This is a genomic window from Pseudomonas sp. IAC-BECa141, from assembly GCF_020544405.1.
In the GTDB taxonomy this organism is placed as follows: Bacteria; Pseudomonadota; Gammaproteobacteria; order Pseudomonadales; family Pseudomonadaceae; genus Aquipseudomonas.
The window spans coordinates 5,502,087-5,519,100 of the sequence record NZ_CP065410.1; the positions used below are offsets into that span (position 1 = coordinate 5,502,087).

The window sequence follows — 17,014 nt, forward strand, 5'->3', positions numbered from 1 at the left end:
GCCGTATACTCCTGTGTTTTCGACGCCCGCCGAGCGAGGCCATTTTGGACAAGATCCTGATTCGTGGGGCCCGCACCCACAACCTGAAGAACATCGACCTGACCCTGCCACGGGACAAACTGATCGTCATCACCGGCCTGTCCGGATCCGGCAAGTCGTCCCTGGCCTTCGACACGTTGTACGCCGAAGGTCAGCGCCGCTATGTCGAATCCCTGTCGGCCTATGCCCGGCAGTTCCTGTCGATGATGGAAAAACCCGACGTCGACACCATCGAAGGCCTGTCGCCGGCGATCTCCATCGAACAGAAGTCGACTTCGCACAACCCGCGTTCCACGGTCGGCACCATCACCGAAATCTACGACTACCTGCGCCTGCTTTATGCCCGCGTCGGTACGCCGCGCTGCCCGGATCACGACATTCCGCTGGAAGCACAGACTGTCAGCCAGATGGTCGACCTGGTGCTGGCTCAGCCGGAAGGCAGCAAGCTGATGCTGCTGGCGCCGGTGATTCGCGAGCGCAAGGGCGAGCACTTGTCGGTGTTCGAGGAACTGCGCGCCCAGGGCTTCGTCCGTGCCCGGGTCAACGGCCGGCTCTGCGAGCTGGACGAACTGCCGAAACTGGATAAACAGAAGAAGCACACGATTGAAGTCGTGGTCGATCGCTTCAAGGTACGCGCCGACCTGCAACAGCGTCTGGCGGAATCCTTCGAGACCGCGCTGAAGCTGGCCGACGGCATCGCCCTGGTGGCGCCGATGGACGACGAGCCGGGCGAAGAAATGATCTTCTCCGCGCGCTTCGCCTGCCCGATCTGCGGCCATGCCATCAGTGAGCTGGAACCCAAGCTGTTTTCCTTCAACAACCCGGCCGGTGCCTGCCCGACCTGCGACGGTCTGGGCGTGAAGCAATTCTTCGACATCAAGCGCCTGGTCAACGGAGAACTGACCCTGGCCGAAGGCGCGATCCGCGGCTGGGACAGGCGCAACGTCTATTACTTCCAGATGCTCGGCTCACTGGCCGCACATTACGGTTTCAGCCTGGAGCAGCCGTTCAACGAGCTGCCGGCCGACCAGCAGAAATACATTCTGCACGGCAGCGGTTCGCAGAGCGTCGATTTCAAATACCTCAACGACCGGGGCGACATCGTCAAGCGCTCGCATCCGTTCGAAGGCATCGTGCCAAACCTCGAGCGTCGCTACCGCGAAACCGAATCGGCGAGCGTGCGCGAAGAACTGGCGAAGTTCCTCAGCACCCAGTCGTGCCCGGATTGCCGTGGCACCCGCCTGCGTCGCGAAGCGCGACACGTGTGGGTCGGCGAGAAAACCCTGCCGGCGGTGACCAACCTGCCGATCGGCGACGCTTGCGACTATTTCGGCGCGCTGAAGATGACCGGTCGCCGTGGTGAAATCGCCGACAAGATTCTCAAGGAGATCCGCGAGCGCCTGCAATTCCTGGTCAACGTCGGTCTCGACTATCTGTCGCTGGATCGTAGTGCCGATACCCTGTCCGGCGGCGAGGCACAGCGCATTCGTCTGGCCAGCCAGATCGGCGCAGGCCTTGTAGGTGTTCTCTATATCCTCGATGAACCCTCCATTGGTCTGCACCAGCGCGACAACGATCGCCTGCTCGGCACCCTCAAGCATCTGCGCGACATCGGCAATACGGTGATCGTGGTCGAACATGATGAAGACGCGATCCGTCTCGCTGACTACGTAGTGGATATCGGCCCCGGCGCCGGCGTTCATGGCGGGCAGATCGTCGCCGAAGGCACGCCGGACGAGGTCATGGCGCATCCGGACTCGCTGACCGGTAAATACCTGTCGGGCCGCGTCAAGATCGAAGTGCCGGCCAAACGCACACCGCGCAACAAGAAGCAGGTGCTGTCGCTCAAGGGCGCGCGGGGCAACAACCTGCGCAACGTAGACCTGGAAATCCCGATCGGCTTGCTGACCTGCGTGACCGGTGTCTCCGGCTCCGGCAAATCGACGCTGATCAACAACACGCTGTTCCCGCTGAGCGCCACGGCACTCAATGGCGCGACCACCCTGGAGGCGGCAGCCCACGACAGCATCAAGGGCCTGGAACATCTGGACAAGGTCGTCGACATCGACCAGAGCCCGATTGGCCGTACGCCGCGCTCCAACCCGGCGACCTATACCGGTCTGTTCACACCGATCCGCGAACTGTTCGCCGGCGTGCCTGAATCCCGCTCCCGTGGTTACGGCCCGGGGCGTTTCTCGTTCAACGTCAAGGGCGGTCGTTGCGAAGCCTGCCAGGGCGACGGTCTGATCAAGGTGGAAATGCACTTCCTGCCGGACATCTACGTTCCGTGTGACGTGTGCAAGAGCAAGCGCTACAACCGCGAAACCCTGGAGATCAAATACAAGGGCAAGAGCATCCACGAAACCCTCGAGATGACCATTGAGGAAGCTCGGGAGTTCTTCGACGCGGTACCGGCGCTGGCGCGCAAGCTGCAAACACTGATGGATGTGGGCCTGTCGTACATCAAGCTCGGGCAGTCGGCGACCACGTTGTCTGGTGGTGAAGCGCAGCGGGTCAAGTTGTCCCGTGAGCTGTCCAAGCGCGACACCGGCAAGACCCTGTACATCCTCGACGAGCCGACCACCGGTCTGCACTTCGCGGACATCCAGCAATTGCTCGACGTACTGCATCGCCTGCGCGACCACGGCAATACTGTGGTGGTGATCGAGCACAACCTCGACGTGATCAAGACAGCCGACTGGCTGGTGGATCTCGGTCCCGAGGGTGGTTCGAAAGGTGGGCAGATCATCGCCACCGGTACGCCGGAGGAAGTGGCCGAGATGAAGCAGTCTCACACCGGGCATTACCTCAAGCCGCTGCTGATCCGCGATCGCGCCTGATCGCCGGACATGAAAAAGCCCCGGTCACTTCGTCAGTGACAGGGGCTTTTTTGTATCCGTTGCGATCAGGAGGCGTGCGACTGCAGATAGTTCTGGATACCGATCAGCTTGATCAGACCCAGCTGCTTTTCAAGCCAGTAGGTGTGATCTTCTTCAGTGTCGTTGAGCTGAACGCGCAAGATTTCGCGGCTGACATAGTCATTGTGTTGTTCGCACAGTTCGATGCCTTTGCACAGCGCGGCACGCACCTTGTACTCAAGGCGCAGATCCGCTTCGAGCATGGTCTCTACCGTGGTACCAACATCCAGGTCATCCGGGCGCATGCGCGGGGTGCCTTCAAGCATCAGAATCCGGCGCATCAGTGCATCGGCGTGACCGGCCTCTTCTTCCATCTCGTGGTTGATTCGTTCGTAGAGCTTGGTGAATCCCCAGTCCTCATACATCCGCGAGTGAACGAAATATTGGTCACGCGCGGCCAGTTCGCCGGTCAGCAACGTGTTGAGGTAATCGATAACGTCTGGGTGGCCTTGCATCGCCCTACATCTCCCTGCTTGAAAGTCTGTAGTTTGAACCAACCTGACTGGAAGGTCACCCACTTCGCGCAATAAAAGCGAAGATATTCTGAGAAAAGCAGCCTAAATAACGCAAAAACCGCCCAAATGAGGGCGGTTCTGCTTCTCGTTTAGACTTCGCTAAGCTGTACGTTAAGCAGCTTTGCGATTGCTTCTCCGTACGCCGGATCAGCCTTGTAGAAATGCTGCAACTGACGGTCGACGACATCACTCGACACACCTGCCATCGCGCCGGCGATGTTGCTGACCAGCAACGCTTTCTGTTCCTCGCTCATCAAGCGGAACAGCGCACCGGCGTGGCTGTAATAGTCAGTATCTTCACGGTGATCGTAGCGATCAGCCGCACCGTTCAACGCCAGCGCAGGCTCGGCATAGTGCGGCGCTTGTTTCGGCGACTCTACGTAGCTGTTCGGCTCATAGTTAGGCGCTGCGCCGCCATTGCTGCCAAAAGCCATCGAACCGTCGCGCTGGTAAGTATTCACCGGGCTGCGCGGGGCGTTCACTGGCAGTTGCTGGTGGTTGGTGCCTACGCGGTAGCGGTGGGCATCGGCGTATGCGAATACACGACCCTGCAGCATGCGATCCGGAGACAGACCTACGCCAGGCACCATGTTGCTTGGACCGAACGCAGCTTGCTCGACTTCAGCAAAGTAGTTGAGCGGATTACGGTTCAGTTCCAGCTCACCCACTTCGATCAGTGGAAACTCCTTCTGCGACCAGGTTTTGGTTACGTCGAACGGGTTCTCGTAGTGAGCAGCAGCCTGGGCCTCGGTCATGATCTGGATGCACACGCTCCATTTCGGGAAGTCACCACGCTCGATGGCTTCGAACAGATCGCGCTGGGCGTAATCAGGGTCTGTGCCCGCCAAACGTGCCGCGTCTGCCGGCACGAGGTTTTTGATCCCTTGCTTGGTCTTGTAGTGCCACTTCACCCAGTGCCGCTCGCCTTGAGCATTGATAAGGCTGTAGGTGTGGCTGCCGAAGCCGTGCATGTGGCGATAGCCGTCCGGGATCCCGCGATCAGAAAACAGAATGGTGACCTGGTGCAGCGCTTCAGGCGAATGCGACCAGAAGTCCCACATCATCTGCGCACTTTTCAGATTGCTTTGCGGCAGGCGTTTCTGGGTGTGGATAAAGTCAGGAAATTTCAGCGGATCGCGAATGAAGAACACCGGCGTGTTGTTGCCAACGATGTCCCAGTTGCCTTCTTCGGTGTAGAACTTGAGGGCGAAGCCACGCGGATCGCGCTCGGTGTCGGCCGAGCCACGCTCGCCACCCACCGTCGAAAAACGCAGGAAGGTCGGCGTCTGTTTGCCGACAGCAGAGAACAGCTTGGCACTGGTGTACTGCGTAATGTCGCGAGTGACCGTGAAAGTGCCGTATGCGCCCGAACCCTTGGCGTGCACACGACGCTCAGGGATGTTTTCCCGGTTGAAGTGAGCAAGCTTTTCGATCAGATGAAAATCATCGAGCAACAACGGACCACGAGGGCCGGCGGAGCGAGAGTTCTGGTTATCGGCGACAGGTGCGCCACTGGCGGTCGTAAGCGTCTTGTTCTGGCTCATGCGATCTTCTTCCTCTATCGGTCTTGAACTGCCGGCTAATCGGCTTGTTGGGGAGTATCGATCATCAATATGACAGCCACAAATTCATTAACTCGTGGTCAGCAATAGAGAAAAACTAACGACATATCCCCGCACATAGTGCAGACCCAAACAGGGTAGATGCTTGTACGAACGGCGCATTTCTTACAGGCACAAAAAACCGGGCACTGGGCCCGGTTCCTTGTTTCAGACTGATGTCTTACTCAGCGGATACAGCTTCACCGCCGACAGCACGATCAACCAGTTCGACGTACGCCATAGGCGCGTTGTCGCCAGCGCGGAAACCGCACTTGAGGATGCGCAGGTAGCCACCCTCACGGGTAGCGTAACGCTTGCCCAGGTCGTTGAAGAGCTTACCAACGATAGCTTTCGAACGAGTACGGTCGAAAGCCAGACGACGGTTAGCAACGCTGTCTGTCTTGGCCAGAGTGATCAGCGGCTCGGCAACGCGGCGCAGTTCTTTGGCTTTTGGCAGAGTAGTTTTGATCAGCTCGTGCTCGAACAGCGACACCGCCATGTTCTGGAACATGGCCTTGCGGTGCGAGCTGGTGCGGCTCAGGTGACGCCCACTTTTACGATGACGCATGGTTCATTCCTTACCAAACACTACGTTCGGTGATTACGACGATCAGGCAGTCGCCTTGTCGTCCTTCTTAAGACTTGCAGGCGGCCAGTTGTCGAGGCGCATGCCGAGGGAAAGACCGCGGGAGGCCAGAACGTCCTTGATTTCAGTCAAGGATTTCTTGCCCAGGTTCGGAGTCTTCAACAGCTCTACTTCGGTACGCTGAATCAGGTCGCCGATGTAGTAGATGTTTTCCGCCTTAAGGCAGTTAGCCGAACGTACAGTCAGTTCCAGATCGTCAACCGGGCGAAGCAGGATCGGATCGATCTCGTCTTCCTGCTCGACAACCACTGGCTCACTGTCACCTTTGAGGTCGACGAACGCAGCCAGCTGCTGTTGCAGGATGGTTGCAGCGCGGCGGATAGCCTCTTCAGGATCCAGAGTACCGTTGGTTTCCAGATCAATAACCAGCTTGTCCAGGTTGGTACGCTGTTCGACACGGGCGTTTTCCACCACATATGCGATACGGCGAACCGGGCTGAACGAAGAGTCAAGCTGCAAGCGACCGATGCTGCGGCTTTCGTCTTCATCGCTCTGACGCGAGTCTGCTGGTTCATAACCACGACCACGAGCTACGGTGAGCTTCATGTTCAGGGCGCCGTTAGACGCCAGGTTAGCGATTACGTGATCGGGATTAACGATCTCGACATCATGATCCAGCTGAATATCGGCAGCGGTAACCACCCCCGAACCCTTCTTCGACAAGGTCAGCGTAACTTCGTCACGACCGTGCAGCTTGATGGCCAGACCTTTAAGGTTCAACAGGATTTCAATTACGTCTTCCTGTACACCTTCGATGGCGCTGTACTCGTGGAGCACACCGTCAATCTCGGCCTCGACTACTGCGCAGCCGGGCATTGAGGACAACAGGATGCGGCGCAGCGCGTTGCCCAGGGTGTGGCCAAAACCACGCTCGAGAGGCTCGAGAGTGATCTTGGCGCGGGTTGGACTGACAACCTGCACATCAATGTGGCGGGGTGTCAGGAACTCATTTACCGAAATCTGCATGGATGCACCTATTTTCTAGCCCTTACTTGGAGTAGAGCTCGACAATCAGGCTTTCGTTGATGTCGGCGGACAGATCACTGCGAGCAGGAACGTTCTTGAAAACGCCCGACTTCTTCTCAGTGTCTACTTCTACCCATTCTACGCGGCCACGCTGGGCACACAGATCGAGAGCTTGGACAATGCGAAGCTGGTTTTTTGCTTTCTCGCGAACAGCAACCACGTCACCAGCACGAACCTGGTAGGACGGAACGTTCACGGTCTGACCGTTAACGCTGATCGACTTGTGCGATACCAGCTGACGGGATTCGGCACGAGTCGAACCAAAGCCCATACGGTATACAACGTTGTCCAGACGGCATTCGAGCAGCTGCAGCAGGTTCTCACCGGTTGCACCTTTCTTGCCAGCAGCTTCTTTGTAGTAGCCGCTGAACTGACGCTCGAGAACGCCGTAGATACGACGGACCTTCTGCTTTTCACGCAGTTGGGTGCCGTAGTCGGACTGGCGACCGCGGCGTTGGCCGTGGATACCAGGTGCTGCTTCAATGTTGCACTTCGATTCGATCGCGCGCACGCCGCTCTTCAGGAAGAGATCGGTGCCTTCGCGACGAGCGAGTTTGCATTTTGGACCAATGTAACGAGCCATTCTTTACAATCTCCTGGATTACACGCGGCGCTTCTTCGGCGGACGGCACCCGTTGTGCGGGATTGGCGTCACGTCGGTGATGCTGGCGATCTTGTAGCCACAGCCGTTCAAAGCGCGGACTGCGGATTCACGACCTGGACCTGGACCCTTGACGTTCACGTCGAGGTTTTTCAGGCCGTATTCCAGCGCAGCTTGACCAGCACGCTCAGCAGCTACTTGAGCAGCGAACGGGGTGGACTTGCGGGAACCGCGGAAACCCGAACCACCGGAGGTAGCCCAGGAAAGAGCGTTACCTTGACGGTCGGTGATGGTCACGATGGTGTTGTTAAAAGAAGCATGGATGTGGGCGATGCCATCAACCACTGTCTTTTTAACTTTTTTACGAGGACGAGCAGCAGGTTTTGCCATGATTAAATTCCTGTCGATTCGCTGGGGCGATTACTTGCGGATCGGCTTACGCGGACCTTTACGGGTACGCGCGTTGGTCTTGGTACGCTGACCGCGTACTGGCAGACCACGACGATGACGCAGACCGCGATAGCAACCGAGGTCCATCAAGCGCTTGATTTTCATGTTGATTTCGCGACGCAGGTCACCTTCAGTGGTGAACTTCGCCACTTCGCCACGCAGCTGTTCAATCTGCTCGTCGCTCAGATCCTTGATCTTTGCGGCTGGGTTTACCCCAGTCTCTGCACAGATCTTCTGTGCAGTAGTGCGACCAACACCATAGATGTAGGTCAGCGAGATAACAGTATGCTTGTTATCTGGAATGTTAACGCCTGCAATACGGGCCATTCAGTGGGACTCCAATTGACAGCTACCTACGCCCCGGAAGCCAAGAAATAGGGCGCGAGATAATATCGCTGTAATAACAAATAATCAACCCGGTAGCGCACTAGCTACCGGGCTTGAAGCACAATCACACTCAGCCTTGGCGCTGTTTGTGACGCGGTTCCGCGCTGCAAATTACTCGAACAACACCTTCGCGGCGAATAATCTTGCAGTTACGGCACAGCTTTTTCACCGATGCACGAACTTTCATCACCAACTCCTCGAACCTTATGGGTACTCAGCGCAACATGCCGCTGCCGTAACCCTTCAGGTTGGCTTTCTTCATCAGGGATTCGTACTGGTGCGAAACGAGGTGCGATTGTACTTGGGACATGAAGTCCATCACAACCACGACCACGATCAGCAACGAGGTCCCGCCAAGGTAGAACGGAACGTTTGCTGCTACCACCAGGAACTGGGGCAACAAGCACACGGCCGTCATGTAAAGAGCACCGAACATGGTCAAGCGAGTCAAAACGCCATCAATATAGCGCGCGGACTGCTCACCTGGACGGATGCCCGGAATAAAGGCACCGGACTTCTTCAGGTTTTCCGCTACGTCTTTCGGATTGAACATCAACGCCGTATAGAAGAAGCAGAAGAAAATAATCCCTGCACTAAACAGCAGAATATTCAACGGCTGACCAGGAGCGATCGACTGCGAGATGTCCTGCAACCAGCCCATACCTTCAGACTGACCGAACCAGGCACCCAACGAAGCCGGGAACAGCAAAATGCTGCTCGCGAAAATAGCCGGAATAACACCGGCCATGTTCACCTTCAGCGGCAAGTGGCTTGTCTGCGCAGCAAAAACCTTGCGGCCCTGCTGACGCTTGGCGTAGTGAACAGCGATACGACGCTGACCACGCTCAATGAACACCACGAAACCGATAATCGCTACTGCCAGCAAACCGATGGCAACCAAAGCGAAGATGTTGATATCGCCCTGACGCGCAGACTCGAAAGACTGCCCGATTGCTCTCGGAAGACCGGCGACGATACCCGAAAAAATCAACATCGAGATACCGTTGCCTACACCACGCTCAGTAATCTGCTCACCCAGCCACATCATGAACATCGCGCCAGCCACAAACGTGGAGACCGCAACGAAATGGAAGCCAAAGTCACCAGTGAACGCAACGCCCTGCCCCGCCAGACCAATGGACATGCCAATGGCCTGAACGAGAGCGAGGACGACGGTGCCGTAGCGGGTGTACTGGCTGATCTTGCGACGGCCAGCTTCACCTTCCTTCTTCAACTGCTCCAGCTGCGGGCTGACGGCGGTCATCAACTGCATGATGATCGATGCCGAAATGTACGGCATGATCCCCAGTGCAAAGATGCTCATCCGCTCCAGCGCGCCGCCGGAAAACATGTTGAACAAGCTAAGAATGGTCCCCTCATTCTGTCGAAACAGGTCCGCGAGTCGATCCGGGTTGATACCTGGAACCGGGATGTGTGCGCCTATTCGGTAGACGATAATCGCCAGGAACAGAAAACGCAGACGAGCCCAAAGTTCAGACATACCGCCTTTGCCGAGCGCAGAGAGAGCACCTTGCTTAGCCATTTATTCCTCGAACTTGCCGCCAGCTGCTTCGATAGCCGCACGCGCACCTTTGGTGGCGCCGATTCCCTTGCCGATAGTGACAGCGCGAGCCACTTCACCGGACAGCATGATTTTCACGCGCTGTACGTTGACGTTGATCACGTTGGCATCTTTCAGGGACTGCACGGTGACGATGTCGCCTTCCACTTTAGCCAGCTCGGACAGACGCACTTCTGCGCGGTCCATGGCTTTCAGGGAAACGAAACCGAACTTCGGCAGGCGACGATGCAGCGGCTGTTGACCGCCTTCAAAGCCTGGAGCGATGGTGCCACCGGAGCGGGAAGTCTGACCTTTGTGACCACGGCCACCAGTCTTACCCAAACCACTACCGATACCACGACCCGGACGATGCTTTTCGCGACGGGAACCCGGCGCTGGACTCAGATCATTGAGTTTCATCGATTAACCCTCGACACGCAGCATGTAGTAAGCCTTGTTGATCATCCCGCGATTCTCGGGAGTATCCTGGACTTCTACAGTGTGACCGATGCGACGCAGACCCAGACCCTTAACGCACAGTTTGTGGTTAGGGATGCGGCCGGTCATGCTTTTGATCAGCGTAACTTTAACGGTAGCCATGATTACTTGATCTCCTCAACACGCAGGCCACGCTTGGCTGCAATGGATTCAGGAGACTGCATAGCTTTCAGACCCTTGAAAGTGGCGTGAACCACGTTTACTGGGTTAGTCGAGCCGTAGCACTTGGCCAGAACGTTCTGAACGCCAGCAACTTCGAGGACAGCACGCATAGCGCCGCCAGCGATGATACCGGTACCTTCAGAAGCAGGCTGCATGTACACCTTCGAAGCGCCATGGGCAGACTTCATTGCGTACTGCAGAGTGGTGCCGTTCAGATCAACCTGGATCATGTTGCGGCGAGCAGCTTCCATTGCCTTCTGGATCGCAGCAGGCACTTCACGCGACTTGCCACGGCCGAAGCCAACACGCCCTTTACCATCACCAACCACGGTCAACGCGGTGAAAGTGAAGATACGGCCGCCTTTAACGGTTTTGGCTACGCGGTTAACTTGAACCAGCTTCTCGATGTAGCCTTCGTCGCGCTTTTGGTCGTTATTTGACATAACTTAGAACTCCAGCCCAGCTTCACGAGCAGCATCAGCCAGCGCTTTAACGCGGCCATGGTACTTGAAGCCAGAGCGGTCGAAAGCCACCTGCGAGACGCCAGCGGCCTTAGCACGCGTAGCGACCAGCTGGCCAACCTTAGTGGCCGCGTCGATGTTGCCAGTGGCGCCATCACGCAGTTCTTTATCCAAAGTCGAGGCGCTTGCCAGGACTTTGTTGCCGTCGGCCGAAATGACCTGGGCGTAGATGTGCTGCGAAGAGCGGAACACGCAGAGACGCACGACTTCGAGTTCGTGCATTTTCAGGCGTGCTTTGCGAGCGCGACGCAGTCGAGTAACTTTTTTGTCGGTCATTTGCTATGCCCTACTTCTTCTTGGCTTCTTTACGACGGACGACTTCGTCCGCGTAGCGCACACCTTTGCCTTTGTACGGCTCTGGTGGACGGAAGTCGCGGATCTCGGCGGCCACTTGACCTACCAGCTGCTTGTCGATGCCCTTGATCAGGATATCGGTCTGGCTAGGAGTCTCAGCGGTGATGCCTTCCGGCAGTTCGTAATCCACTGGGTGCGAGAAGCCAAGAGCCAAGTTCAGCACCTGACCTTTTGCTTGCGCTTTATAACCAACACCGATCAGCTGGAGCTTGCGCTCGAAGCCTTGGCTTACGCCCTGGACCATGTTGTTTACCAAAGCACGAGTGGTACCGGCCATTGCGCGAGTCTGCTGATCGCCATTGCGAGCAGCAAAACGCAGCTCACCGGCTTCTTCAACGATCTCAACGGACGAATGGACGTTCAGTTCAAGAGTACCCTTGGCACCCTTCACCGAAAGCTGTTGGCCTGCGAATTTTACTTCGACACCGGCTGGCAGCTTAACGGGGTTCTTAGCGACGCGAGACATGCTTATCCCCCTTAGAACACAGTGCAAAGAACTTCGCCGCCGACACCGGCAGCGCGCGCAGCACGATCAGTCATCACACCTTTGTTGGTGGAGACGATAGACACGCCGAGACCGCCACGTACTTTTGGCAGTTCTTCGACGGACTTGTACTGACGCAAGCCTGGACGGCTAACGCGCTTGACTTCTTCGATAACCGGACGGCCTTCGAAATATTTCAGCTCGATAGACAGCAGTGGTTTGGTTTCGCTGCTGATCTGATAACCCGCGATGTAACCTTCGTCCTTAAGAACTTTAGCTACAGCCACCTTCAACGTGGAAGAAGGCATGCTTACGACGGACTTTTCAGCCATCTGGGCATTACGGATTCGAGTTAGCATGTCCGCTAACGGGTCCTGCATACTCATGGGCTAGACGCTCCTAATACAGAAAAATTAGCCTTGCGGCTACTACTTGTCGCCGAGAAATTCCGGGCAGAAAAACACGGGCTCAGGCGAGCCGGTCATTCTAGACACACCCCAGAAATGAATCAAGCCCCAAAAGGGGCTTGATTCATGTTCAAGGCCACCGATGGTCAGGTTCTTGCGACCCCGACCATCGAGACTTTGACAGCAATTACCAGCTGGCTTTAACCAGACCTGGAACGTCACCACGCATTGCAGCTTCACGCAGCTTGTTACGGCCCAGGCCGAACTTGCGGTAAACGCCATGCGGACGACCGGTCAGACGGCAACGGTTACGCATGCGCGAAGCGCTAGCGTCACGTGGTTGCTTCTGCAGAGCTACGGTAGCTTCCCAACGCGCTTCTGGACTTGCGTTCAGATCGACGATGATAGCTTTCAGCGCTGCACGCTTGACGGCGTACTTGGCAACGGTGAGTTGACGCTTCAGCTCACGGTTTTTCATGCTCTTCTTGGCCATTTTCCTACTCCAATCAGTTGCGGAACGGGAATTTGAAAGCACGCAGCAGAGCGCGGCCTTCGTCATCGTTCTTGGCAGTGGTGGTCAGGGTAATGTCCAGACCGCGGAGAGCATCGATCTTGTCGTAGTCGATTTCCGGGAAAATGATCTGCTCTTTCACGCCCATGCTGTAGTTGCCACGACCGTCGAAGGACTTGGCATTCAGGCCGCGGAAGTCGCGAACCCGAGGCAGGGAGATCGACAGCAGACGATCCAGGAACTCGTACATACGCTCACGGCGCAGGGTCACTTTGACGCCGATCGGCCAACCTTCACGGACTTTAAAGCCAGCGATGGATTTGCGAGCGTAGGTCACAACGACTTTCTGGCCGGTGATCTTTTCCAGGTCAGCAACAGCGTGCTCGATGACTTTTTTGTCACCGATCGCTTCGCCCAGACCCATGTTCAGGGTGATTTTGGTAACGCGCGGAACTTCCATCACGTTGCCAAGCTTCAGTTCTTCCTTCAGCTTGGGAGCGATTTCCTTCCGGTAAATCTCTTGTAGTCGTGCCATGGTCTTCTACCTAGCAGTGTTCAAGCATCAACCGCTTTTTGGGTCGACTTGAAGACACGAATTTTCTTACCGTCTTCCACTTTGAAACCAACGCGATCAGCCTTGTTGGTTTCGCCGTTGAAGATGGCAACGTTGGAAGCGTGCAGTGGCGCTTCTTTCTCGACGATACCGCCCTGTACGCCCGACATCGGGTTAGGCTTGGTATGACGCTTGACCAGGTTCAGACCACCAACAACCAGACGGTTGTCAGCGAGAACCTTCAGCACCTTACCGCGCTTACCTTTGTCTTTGCCGGCGATCACGATGATCTCGTCGTCACGACGAATCTTTTGCATGTCGGATCTCCTTACAGCACTTCTGGGGCGAGCGAGACGATCTTCATGAACTTCTCGGTACGAAGTTCACGGGTCACTGGCCCAAAGATACGGGTGCCGATCGGCTCTTGCTTGTTGTTCAGCAGAACAGCAGCGTTGCCATCAAAGCGGATAATGGAGCCATCAGCACGACGTACGCCGTGACGAGTGCGGACTACAACAGCAGTCATCACTTGGCCTTTTTTCACCTTACCGCGAGGAATTGCTTCCTTCACGGTAACTTTGATGATGTCACCGATACCAGCGTAACGACGATGGGAGCCACCCAGCACCTTGATGCACATAACGCGGCGAGCGCCGCTGTTATCGGCCACATCGAGCATGGATTGAGTCTGAATCATATAATTTCTCCGACCCCTAGCCCTTAGACTTCCACAGCGCGTTCGAGAACATCAACCAGCGCCCAAGACTTGGTCTTGGCCATCGGACGAGTTTCACGAATAGTGACTTTGTCGCCGATGTGGCACTGATTGGTTTCGTCGTGCGCGTGCAGCTTAGTCGAACGCTTAACGTATTTACCGTAGATCGGGTGCTTAACGCGACGCTCGATCAGAACGGTGATGGTTTTGTCCATCTTGTCGCTGACAACACGGCCAGTCAGCGTACGGACAGTTTTTTCGGCTTCAGCCATGATCACTTACCTGCCTGCTGGTTGAGCACAGTCTTCACGCGAGCGATGTCACGCTTAACTTGCGAGAGCAGATGAGACTGCCCCAACTGGCCAGTTGCTTTCTGCATGCGCAGATTGAACTGGTCGCGCAGCAAGCCGAGCAGTTGCTCGTTCAGCTGCTGTGCGGATTTTTCACGAAGTTCATTCGCTTTCATCACATCACCGTCCGTTTAACAAAGGAGGTGGCGAGCGGCAGCTTTGCAGCAGCCAGGGCGAAAGCCTCACGCGCCAGCTCTTCAGAAACACCCTCGATTTCATACAGGACTTTGCCTGGCTGAATCTGGGCAACCCAGTATTCCACGTTACCCTTACCTTTACCCATACGAACCTCGAGAGGCTTCTTGGAGATCGGCTTGTCCGGGAATACACGGATCCAGATCTTGCCACCACGTTTTACGTGACGGGTCAGAGCACGACGCGCTGACTCGATCTGACGAGCGGTGAGACGACCACGAGCAACAGACTTCAGCGCGAACTCGCCGAAGCTGACTTTGCTACCGCGCAGTGCCAGACCACGGTTGTGGCCGGTCATCTGCTTGCGGAACTTCGTACGCTTTGGTTGCAACATTTGGCGTACCCCTTACTTAGCAGCTTTTTTACGAGGCGCTGGTGCTTGTGGTTTCAGTTCTTCTTGGCGACCACCAATTACTTCGCCTTTGAAGATCCAAACCTTTACACCGATCACACCGTAGGTGGTGTGAGCTTCGTAGGTGGCATAGTCGATATCGGCACGCAGGGTGTGCAGTGGCACACGACCTTCGCGATACCATTCAGTACGTGCGATTTCAGCACCGCCGAGACGACCGCTCACTTGGATTTTGATGCCTTTGGCACCAATGCGCATGGCGTTCTGTACGGCGCGCTTCATGGCGCGACGGAACATCACACGACGCTCCAGCTGCTGAGCTACGCTCTGGGCAACCAGCATACCGTCGAGCTCCGGCTTGCGGATCTCTTCGATATTGATGTGCACAGGCACACCCATTTGCTTGGTCAGGTCCTGACGCAGTTTTTCAACATCCTCACCTTTCTTCCCGATAACGATACCTGGACGAGCGGTGTGGATGGTGATGCGTGCAGTTTGAGCCGGGCGATGGATATCGATACGGCTTACGGACGCGCTTTTTAGTTTGTCTTGGAGATACTCACGCACCTTCAGATCTGCGAGCAAATAGTCCGCATAAGTCCGACCGTCTGCGTACCAGACGGAGGTGTGCTCCTTGACGATTCCCAGGCGAATGCCAATGGGATGTACTTTCTGACCCATCTCTTCGACTCCGTTACTTGTCAGCAACCTTGACAGTGATATGGCAAGACCGCTTGACGATGCGATCAGCACGGCCTTTGGCACGTGGCATGATGCGCTTCAGCGAACGCCCTTCGTTGACGAAAACGGTGCTGACCTTCAGGTCATCAACGTCTGCGCCTTCGTTATGCTCGGCGTTGGCTACGGCCGACTCCAGCACTTTTTCATGATCTCGGCGGCTTTCTTACTGCTGAAAGCCAACAGGTTGAGCGCTTCGCCCACCTTCTTCCCGCGGATCTGGTCGGCGACCAAGCGGGCTTTCTGGGCGGAGATTCGAGCGCCCGACAACTTAGCGGCTACTTCCATTTCCTTACCCCTTAACGCTTGGCTTTCTTGTCTGCCACGTGCCCGCGATAAGTGCGGGTACCGGCGAACTCGCCCAGTTTGTGGCCGACCATGTCTTCGTTTACGAGAACTGGGACGTGCTGACGACCGTTGTGTACAGCGATGGTCAGACCGACCATTTGTGGCAGGATCATCGAACGACGCGACCAAGTCTTAATTGGTTTGCGATCGTTTTTTTCCGCCGCCACTTCGATCTTCTTCAGTAGGTGAAGATCAATAAAAGGACCTTTTTTCAGAGAACGTGGCACTGTCGTATCCCTCTATTTACTTGCGACGACGGACGATCATTTTGTCGGTACGCTTATTACCACGAGTCTTCGCGCCCTTAGTCGGGAAGCCCCATGGCGATACCGGATGACGACCACCAGAGGTACGACCTTCACCACCACCATGTGGGTGGTCAACCGGGTTCATGGCAACACCACGAACGGTTGGGCGAACGCCACGCCAGCGCTTGGCACCAGCTTTACCCAGCGAACGCAGGCTGTGCTCGGAGTTCGAGACTTCGCCCAGGGTCGCACGGCACTCAGCCAGTACTTTACGCATTTCACCGGAACGCAGACGCAGGGTCACGTAAACGCCTTCACGAGCGATCAGCTGAGCCGAAGCACCAGCGGAACGAGCGATTTGCGCGCCTTTACCTGGCTTCAGTTCGATGCCGTGTACGGTGCTACCAACTGGAATGTTGCGCAGTTGCAGAGCGTTGCCCGGCTTGATCGGCGCCAGAGCACCTGCGATCAGCTGGTCGCCAGCGCTCACGCCTTTAGGGGCGATGATGTAGCGACGCTCGCCATCTGCGTACAGCAGCAGAGCGATGTGAGCAGTACGGTTTGGATCGTATTCGATACGCTCGACAGTGGCAGCGATGCCATCTTTGTCGTTGCGACGGAAGTCGACCAGACGATAATGCTGCTTATGACCACCACCGACGTGACGAGTGGTAATGCGGCCATTGTTGTTACGACCACCAGACTTCGATTTTTTCTCGAGCAGCGGTGCGTGAGGAGCTCCTTTATGCAGCTCCTGGTTGACCACCTTGACCACAAAACGGCGGCCAGGGGAAGTCGGTTTGCATTTAACGATTGCCATGATGCACCCCTTCC

General features: G+C 56.3%; 26 protein-coding genes and 1 pseudogene. 1 reads left to right on the forward strand and 26 read right to left on the reverse strand.

Annotation, left to right across the window (positions count from 1 at the left end; genetic code table 11):
- Nucleotides 1-44 precede the first annotated feature (44 nt).
- The gene (gene uvrA, locus I5961_RS25220; RefSeq protein WP_085705126.1) at nt 45-2,879 is read left to right on the forward strand and encodes an excinuclease ABC subunit UvrA; all 2,835 of its coding nucleotides are present in this window, start codon (nt 45-47) and stop codon (nt 2,877-2,879) included.
- Nucleotides 2,880-2,944: 65 nt separating this feature from the next.
- Here uvrA and bfr read toward each other — a convergent pair whose 3' ends face one another.
- The 26 genes and pseudogenes from bfr to rplB form a co-directional block, all read right to left on the reverse strand.
- A complete protein-coding gene (gene bfr, locus I5961_RS25225) occupies nt 2,945-3,412 on the reverse strand; it encodes a bacterioferritin (protein WP_085697676.1) in 468 nt (155 codons plus the stop codon).
- A gap of 149 nt (nt 3,413-3,561) precedes the next feature.
- Nucleotides 3,562-5,016 carry a catalase gene (locus I5961_RS25230; protein WP_227233689.1) on the reverse strand — a complete coding sequence of 485 codons (1,455 nt, stop codon included), beginning with the start codon at nt 5,014-5,016 and terminating at the stop codon, nt 3,562-3,564.
- A gap of 238 nt (nt 5,017-5,254) precedes the next feature.
- Complete coding sequence (rplQ, locus tag I5961_RS25235) at nt 5,255-5,641, reverse strand: 50S ribosomal protein L17 (RefSeq protein WP_007955635.1); 387 nt, start codon at nt 5,639-5,641, stop codon at nt 5,255-5,257.
- Between the two features lie 42 nt (nt 5,642-5,683).
- On the reverse strand, nt 5,684-6,685 hold the full coding sequence (locus I5961_RS25240; RefSeq protein ID WP_003186012.1) for a DNA-directed RNA polymerase subunit alpha: 1,002 nt from the start codon (nt 6,683-6,685) through the stop codon (nt 5,684-5,686).
- Nucleotides 6,686-6,707: 22 nt separating this feature from the next.
- Entirely contained in the window at nt 6,708-7,328 is a 621-nt protein-coding gene (rpsD, locus tag I5961_RS25245; protein WP_003176404.1) for a 30S ribosomal protein S4, read from the reverse strand.
- A gap of 18 nt (nt 7,329-7,346) precedes the next feature.
- Nucleotides 7,347-7,736: a 30S ribosomal protein S11 gene (gene rpsK, locus I5961_RS25250; RefSeq protein ID WP_002555466.1), complete on the reverse strand. Its 390-nt coding sequence runs from the start codon at nt 7,734-7,736 to the stop codon at nt 7,347-7,349.
- A gap of 30 nt (nt 7,737-7,766) precedes the next feature.
- Complete coding sequence (gene rpsM, locus I5961_RS25255) at nt 7,767-8,123, reverse strand: 30S ribosomal protein S13 (protein WP_009045849.1); 357 nt, start codon at nt 8,121-8,123, stop codon at nt 7,767-7,769.
- A gap of 130 nt (nt 8,124-8,253) precedes the next feature.
- Nucleotides 8,254-8,370: a 50S ribosomal protein L36 gene (gene rpmJ, locus I5961_RS25260; RefSeq protein WP_002555468.1), complete on the reverse strand. Its 117-nt coding sequence runs from the start codon at nt 8,368-8,370 to the stop codon at nt 8,254-8,256.
- A gap of 27 nt (nt 8,371-8,397) precedes the next feature.
- Entirely contained in the window at nt 8,398-9,726 is a 1,329-nt protein-coding gene (gene secY / locus I5961_RS25265) for a preprotein translocase subunit SecY (protein WP_003228718.1), read from the reverse strand.
- Complete coding sequence (rplO, locus tag I5961_RS25270; RefSeq protein ID WP_011336169.1) at nt 9,727-10,164, reverse strand: 50S ribosomal protein L15; 438 nt, start codon at nt 10,162-10,164, stop codon at nt 9,727-9,729.
- Between the two features lie 3 nt (nt 10,165-10,167).
- Nucleotides 10,168-10,344 carry a 50S ribosomal protein L30 gene (gene rpmD, locus I5961_RS25275; protein WP_003176408.1) on the reverse strand — a complete coding sequence of 59 codons (177 nt, stop codon included), beginning with the start codon at nt 10,342-10,344 and terminating at the stop codon, nt 10,168-10,170.
- A 2-nt stretch (nt 10,345-10,346) separates the two neighbouring features.
- Entirely contained in the window at nt 10,347-10,847 is a 501-nt protein-coding gene (gene rpsE / locus I5961_RS25280) for a 30S ribosomal protein S5 (RefSeq protein ID WP_007955637.1), read from the reverse strand.
- A 3-nt stretch (nt 10,848-10,850) separates the two neighbouring features.
- Entirely contained in the window at nt 10,851-11,201 is a 351-nt protein-coding gene (gene rplR / locus I5961_RS25285; protein ID WP_003186037.1) for a 50S ribosomal protein L18, read from the reverse strand.
- A 10-nt stretch (nt 11,202-11,211) separates the two neighbouring features.
- The gene (gene rplF / locus I5961_RS25290; RefSeq protein ID WP_085697678.1) at nt 11,212-11,745 is read right to left on the reverse strand and encodes a 50S ribosomal protein L6; all 534 of its coding nucleotides are present in this window, start codon (nt 11,743-11,745) and stop codon (nt 11,212-11,214) included.
- An 11-nt stretch (nt 11,746-11,756) separates the two neighbouring features.
- Entirely contained in the window at nt 11,757-12,149 is a 393-nt protein-coding gene (rpsH, locus tag I5961_RS25295) for a 30S ribosomal protein S8 (RefSeq protein WP_011336171.1), read from the reverse strand.
- A gap of 208 nt (nt 12,150-12,357) precedes the next feature.
- On the reverse strand, nt 12,358-12,663 hold the full coding sequence (gene rpsN, locus I5961_RS25300; protein ID WP_007955639.1) for a 30S ribosomal protein S14: 306 nt from the start codon (nt 12,661-12,663) through the stop codon (nt 12,358-12,360).
- A gap of 13 nt (nt 12,664-12,676) precedes the next feature.
- Nucleotides 12,677-13,216 carry a 50S ribosomal protein L5 gene (gene rplE, locus I5961_RS25305; protein WP_003194642.1) on the reverse strand — a complete coding sequence of 180 codons (540 nt, stop codon included), beginning with the start codon at nt 13,214-13,216 and terminating at the stop codon, nt 12,677-12,679.
- Nucleotides 13,217-13,236: 20 nt separating this feature from the next.
- Nucleotides 13,237-13,551 carry a 50S ribosomal protein L24 gene (rplX, locus tag I5961_RS25310; RefSeq protein ID WP_003186046.1) on the reverse strand — a complete coding sequence of 105 codons (315 nt, stop codon included), beginning with the start codon at nt 13,549-13,551 and terminating at the stop codon, nt 13,237-13,239.
- 11 nt (nt 13,552-13,562) lie between these two features.
- Nucleotides 13,563-13,931 carry a 50S ribosomal protein L14 gene (gene rplN, locus I5961_RS25315; protein WP_002555479.1) on the reverse strand — a complete coding sequence of 123 codons (369 nt, stop codon included), beginning with the start codon at nt 13,929-13,931 and terminating at the stop codon, nt 13,563-13,565.
- Nucleotides 13,932-13,954: 23 nt separating this feature from the next.
- The gene (gene rpsQ, locus I5961_RS25320; protein WP_003194644.1) at nt 13,955-14,221 is read right to left on the reverse strand and encodes a 30S ribosomal protein S17; all 267 of its coding nucleotides are present in this window, start codon (nt 14,219-14,221) and stop codon (nt 13,955-13,957) included.
- 2 nt (nt 14,222-14,223) lie between these two features.
- Nucleotides 14,224-14,415 carry a 50S ribosomal protein L29 gene (gene rpmC, locus I5961_RS25325; protein ID WP_002555481.1) on the reverse strand — a complete coding sequence of 64 codons (192 nt, stop codon included), beginning with the start codon at nt 14,413-14,415 and terminating at the stop codon, nt 14,224-14,226.
- On the reverse strand, nt 14,415-14,828 hold the full coding sequence (gene rplP / locus I5961_RS25330; protein ID WP_003228729.1) for a 50S ribosomal protein L16: 414 nt from the start codon (nt 14,826-14,828) through the stop codon (nt 14,415-14,417). Before rplP ends, rpmC begins: the two co-directional genes overlap by 1 nt.
- A gap of 12 nt (nt 14,829-14,840) precedes the next feature.
- Complete coding sequence (gene rpsC / locus I5961_RS25335) at nt 14,841-15,527, reverse strand: 30S ribosomal protein S3 (protein ID WP_085688068.1); 687 nt, start codon at nt 15,525-15,527, stop codon at nt 14,841-14,843.
- Between the two features lie 13 nt (nt 15,528-15,540).
- Nucleotides 15,541-15,872, reverse strand: a pseudogene (gene rplV, locus I5961_RS25340) (50S ribosomal protein L22).
- An 11-nt stretch (nt 15,873-15,883) separates the two neighbouring features.
- On the reverse strand, nt 15,884-16,159 hold the full coding sequence (gene rpsS / locus I5961_RS25345; RefSeq protein ID WP_003228731.1) for a 30S ribosomal protein S19: 276 nt from the start codon (nt 16,157-16,159) through the stop codon (nt 15,884-15,886).
- A 16-nt stretch (nt 16,160-16,175) separates the two neighbouring features.
- Complete coding sequence (gene rplB / locus I5961_RS25350; protein WP_007924198.1) at nt 16,176-17,000, reverse strand: 50S ribosomal protein L2; 825 nt, start codon at nt 16,998-17,000, stop codon at nt 16,176-16,178.
- Nucleotides 17,001-17,014: the final 14 nt, after the last annotated feature.

What these genes read in the sequence shown, in the direction of transcription:
- rpsM (WP_009045849.1), bottom strand. Translation starts at nt 8,123, where the DNA reads ATGGCCCGTATTGCAGGCGTTAACATTCCAGATAACAAGCATACTGTT.
- rpmC (WP_002555481.1), bottom strand. Translation starts at nt 14,415, where the DNA reads ATGAAAGCGAATGAACTTCGTGAAAAATCCGCACAGCAGCTGAACGAG.
- rplN (WP_002555479.1), bottom strand. Translation starts at nt 13,931, where the DNA reads ATGATTCAGACTCAATCCATGCTCGATGTGGCCGATAACAGCGGCGCT.
- rplF (WP_085697678.1), bottom strand. Translation starts at nt 11,745, where the DNA reads ATGTCTCGCGTCGCTAAGAACCCCGTTAAGCTGCCAGCCGGTGTCGAA.
- secY (WP_003228718.1), bottom strand. Translation starts at nt 9,726, where the DNA reads ATGGCTAAGCAAGGTGCTCTCTCTGCGCTCGGCAAAGGCGGTATGTCT.
- I5961_RS25230 (WP_227233689.1), bottom strand. Translation starts at nt 5,016, where the DNA reads ATGAGCCAGAACAAGACGCTTACGACCGCCAGTGGCGCACCTGTCGCC.
- rpsC (WP_085688068.1), bottom strand. Translation starts at nt 15,527, where the DNA reads ATGGGTCAGAAAGTACATCCCATTGGCATTCGCCTGGGAATCGTCAAG.
- rpsE (WP_007955637.1), bottom strand. Translation starts at nt 10,847, where the DNA reads ATGTCAAATAACGACCAAAAGCGCGACGAAGGCTACATCGAGAAGCTG.
- rpsQ (WP_003194644.1), bottom strand. Translation starts at nt 14,221, where the DNA reads ATGGCTGAAGCCGAAAAAACTGTCCGTACGCTGACTGGCCGTGTTGTC.
- bfr (WP_085697676.1), bottom strand. Translation starts at nt 3,412, where the DNA reads ATGCAAGGCCACCCAGACGTTATCGATTACCTCAACACGTTGCTGACC.
- rplQ (WP_007955635.1), bottom strand. Translation starts at nt 5,641, where the DNA reads ATGCGTCATCGTAAAAGTGGGCGTCACCTGAGCCGCACCAGCTCGCAC.
- rpmD (WP_003176408.1), bottom strand. Translation starts at nt 10,344, where the DNA reads ATGGCTACCGTTAAAGTTACGCTGATCAAAAGCATGACCGGCCGCATC.
- rpsN (WP_007955639.1), bottom strand. Translation starts at nt 12,663, where the DNA reads ATGGCCAAGAAGAGCATGAAAAACCGTGAGCTGAAGCGTCAACTCACC.
- rplB (WP_007924198.1), bottom strand. Translation starts at nt 17,000, where the DNA reads ATGGCAATCGTTAAATGCAAACCGACTTCCCCTGGCCGCCGTTTTGTG.
- rpmJ (WP_002555468.1), bottom strand. Translation starts at nt 8,370, where the DNA reads ATGAAAGTTCGTGCATCGGTGAAAAAGCTGTGCCGTAACTGCAAGATT.
- rpsD (WP_003176404.1), bottom strand. Translation starts at nt 7,328, where the DNA reads ATGGCTCGTTACATTGGTCCAAAATGCAAACTCGCTCGTCGCGAAGGC.
- rplP (WP_003228729.1), bottom strand. Translation starts at nt 14,828, where the DNA reads ATGTTGCAACCAAAGCGTACGAAGTTCCGCAAGCAGATGACCGGCCAC.
- I5961_RS25240 (WP_003186012.1), bottom strand. Translation starts at nt 6,685, where the DNA reads ATGCAGATTTCGGTAAATGAGTTCCTGACACCCCGCCACATTGATGTG.
- rplR (WP_003186037.1), bottom strand. Translation starts at nt 11,201, where the DNA reads ATGACCGACAAAAAAGTTACTCGACTGCGTCGCGCTCGCAAAGCACGC.
- rplE (WP_003194642.1), bottom strand. Translation starts at nt 13,216, where the DNA reads ATGGCACGACTACAAGAGATTTACCGGAAGGAAATCGCTCCCAAGCTG.
- rpsK (WP_002555466.1), bottom strand. Translation starts at nt 7,736, where the DNA reads ATGGCAAAACCTGCTGCTCGTCCTCGTAAAAAAGTTAAAAAGACAGTG.
- rplX (WP_003186046.1), bottom strand. Translation starts at nt 13,551, where the DNA reads ATGCAAAAGATTCGTCGTGACGACGAGATCATCGTGATCGCCGGCAAA.
- rpsH (WP_011336171.1), bottom strand. Translation starts at nt 12,149, where the DNA reads ATGAGTATGCAGGACCCGTTAGCGGACATGCTAACTCGAATCCGTAAT.
- rplO (WP_011336169.1), bottom strand. Translation starts at nt 10,164, where the DNA reads ATGAAACTCAATGATCTGAGTCCAGCGCCGGGTTCCCGTCGCGAAAAG.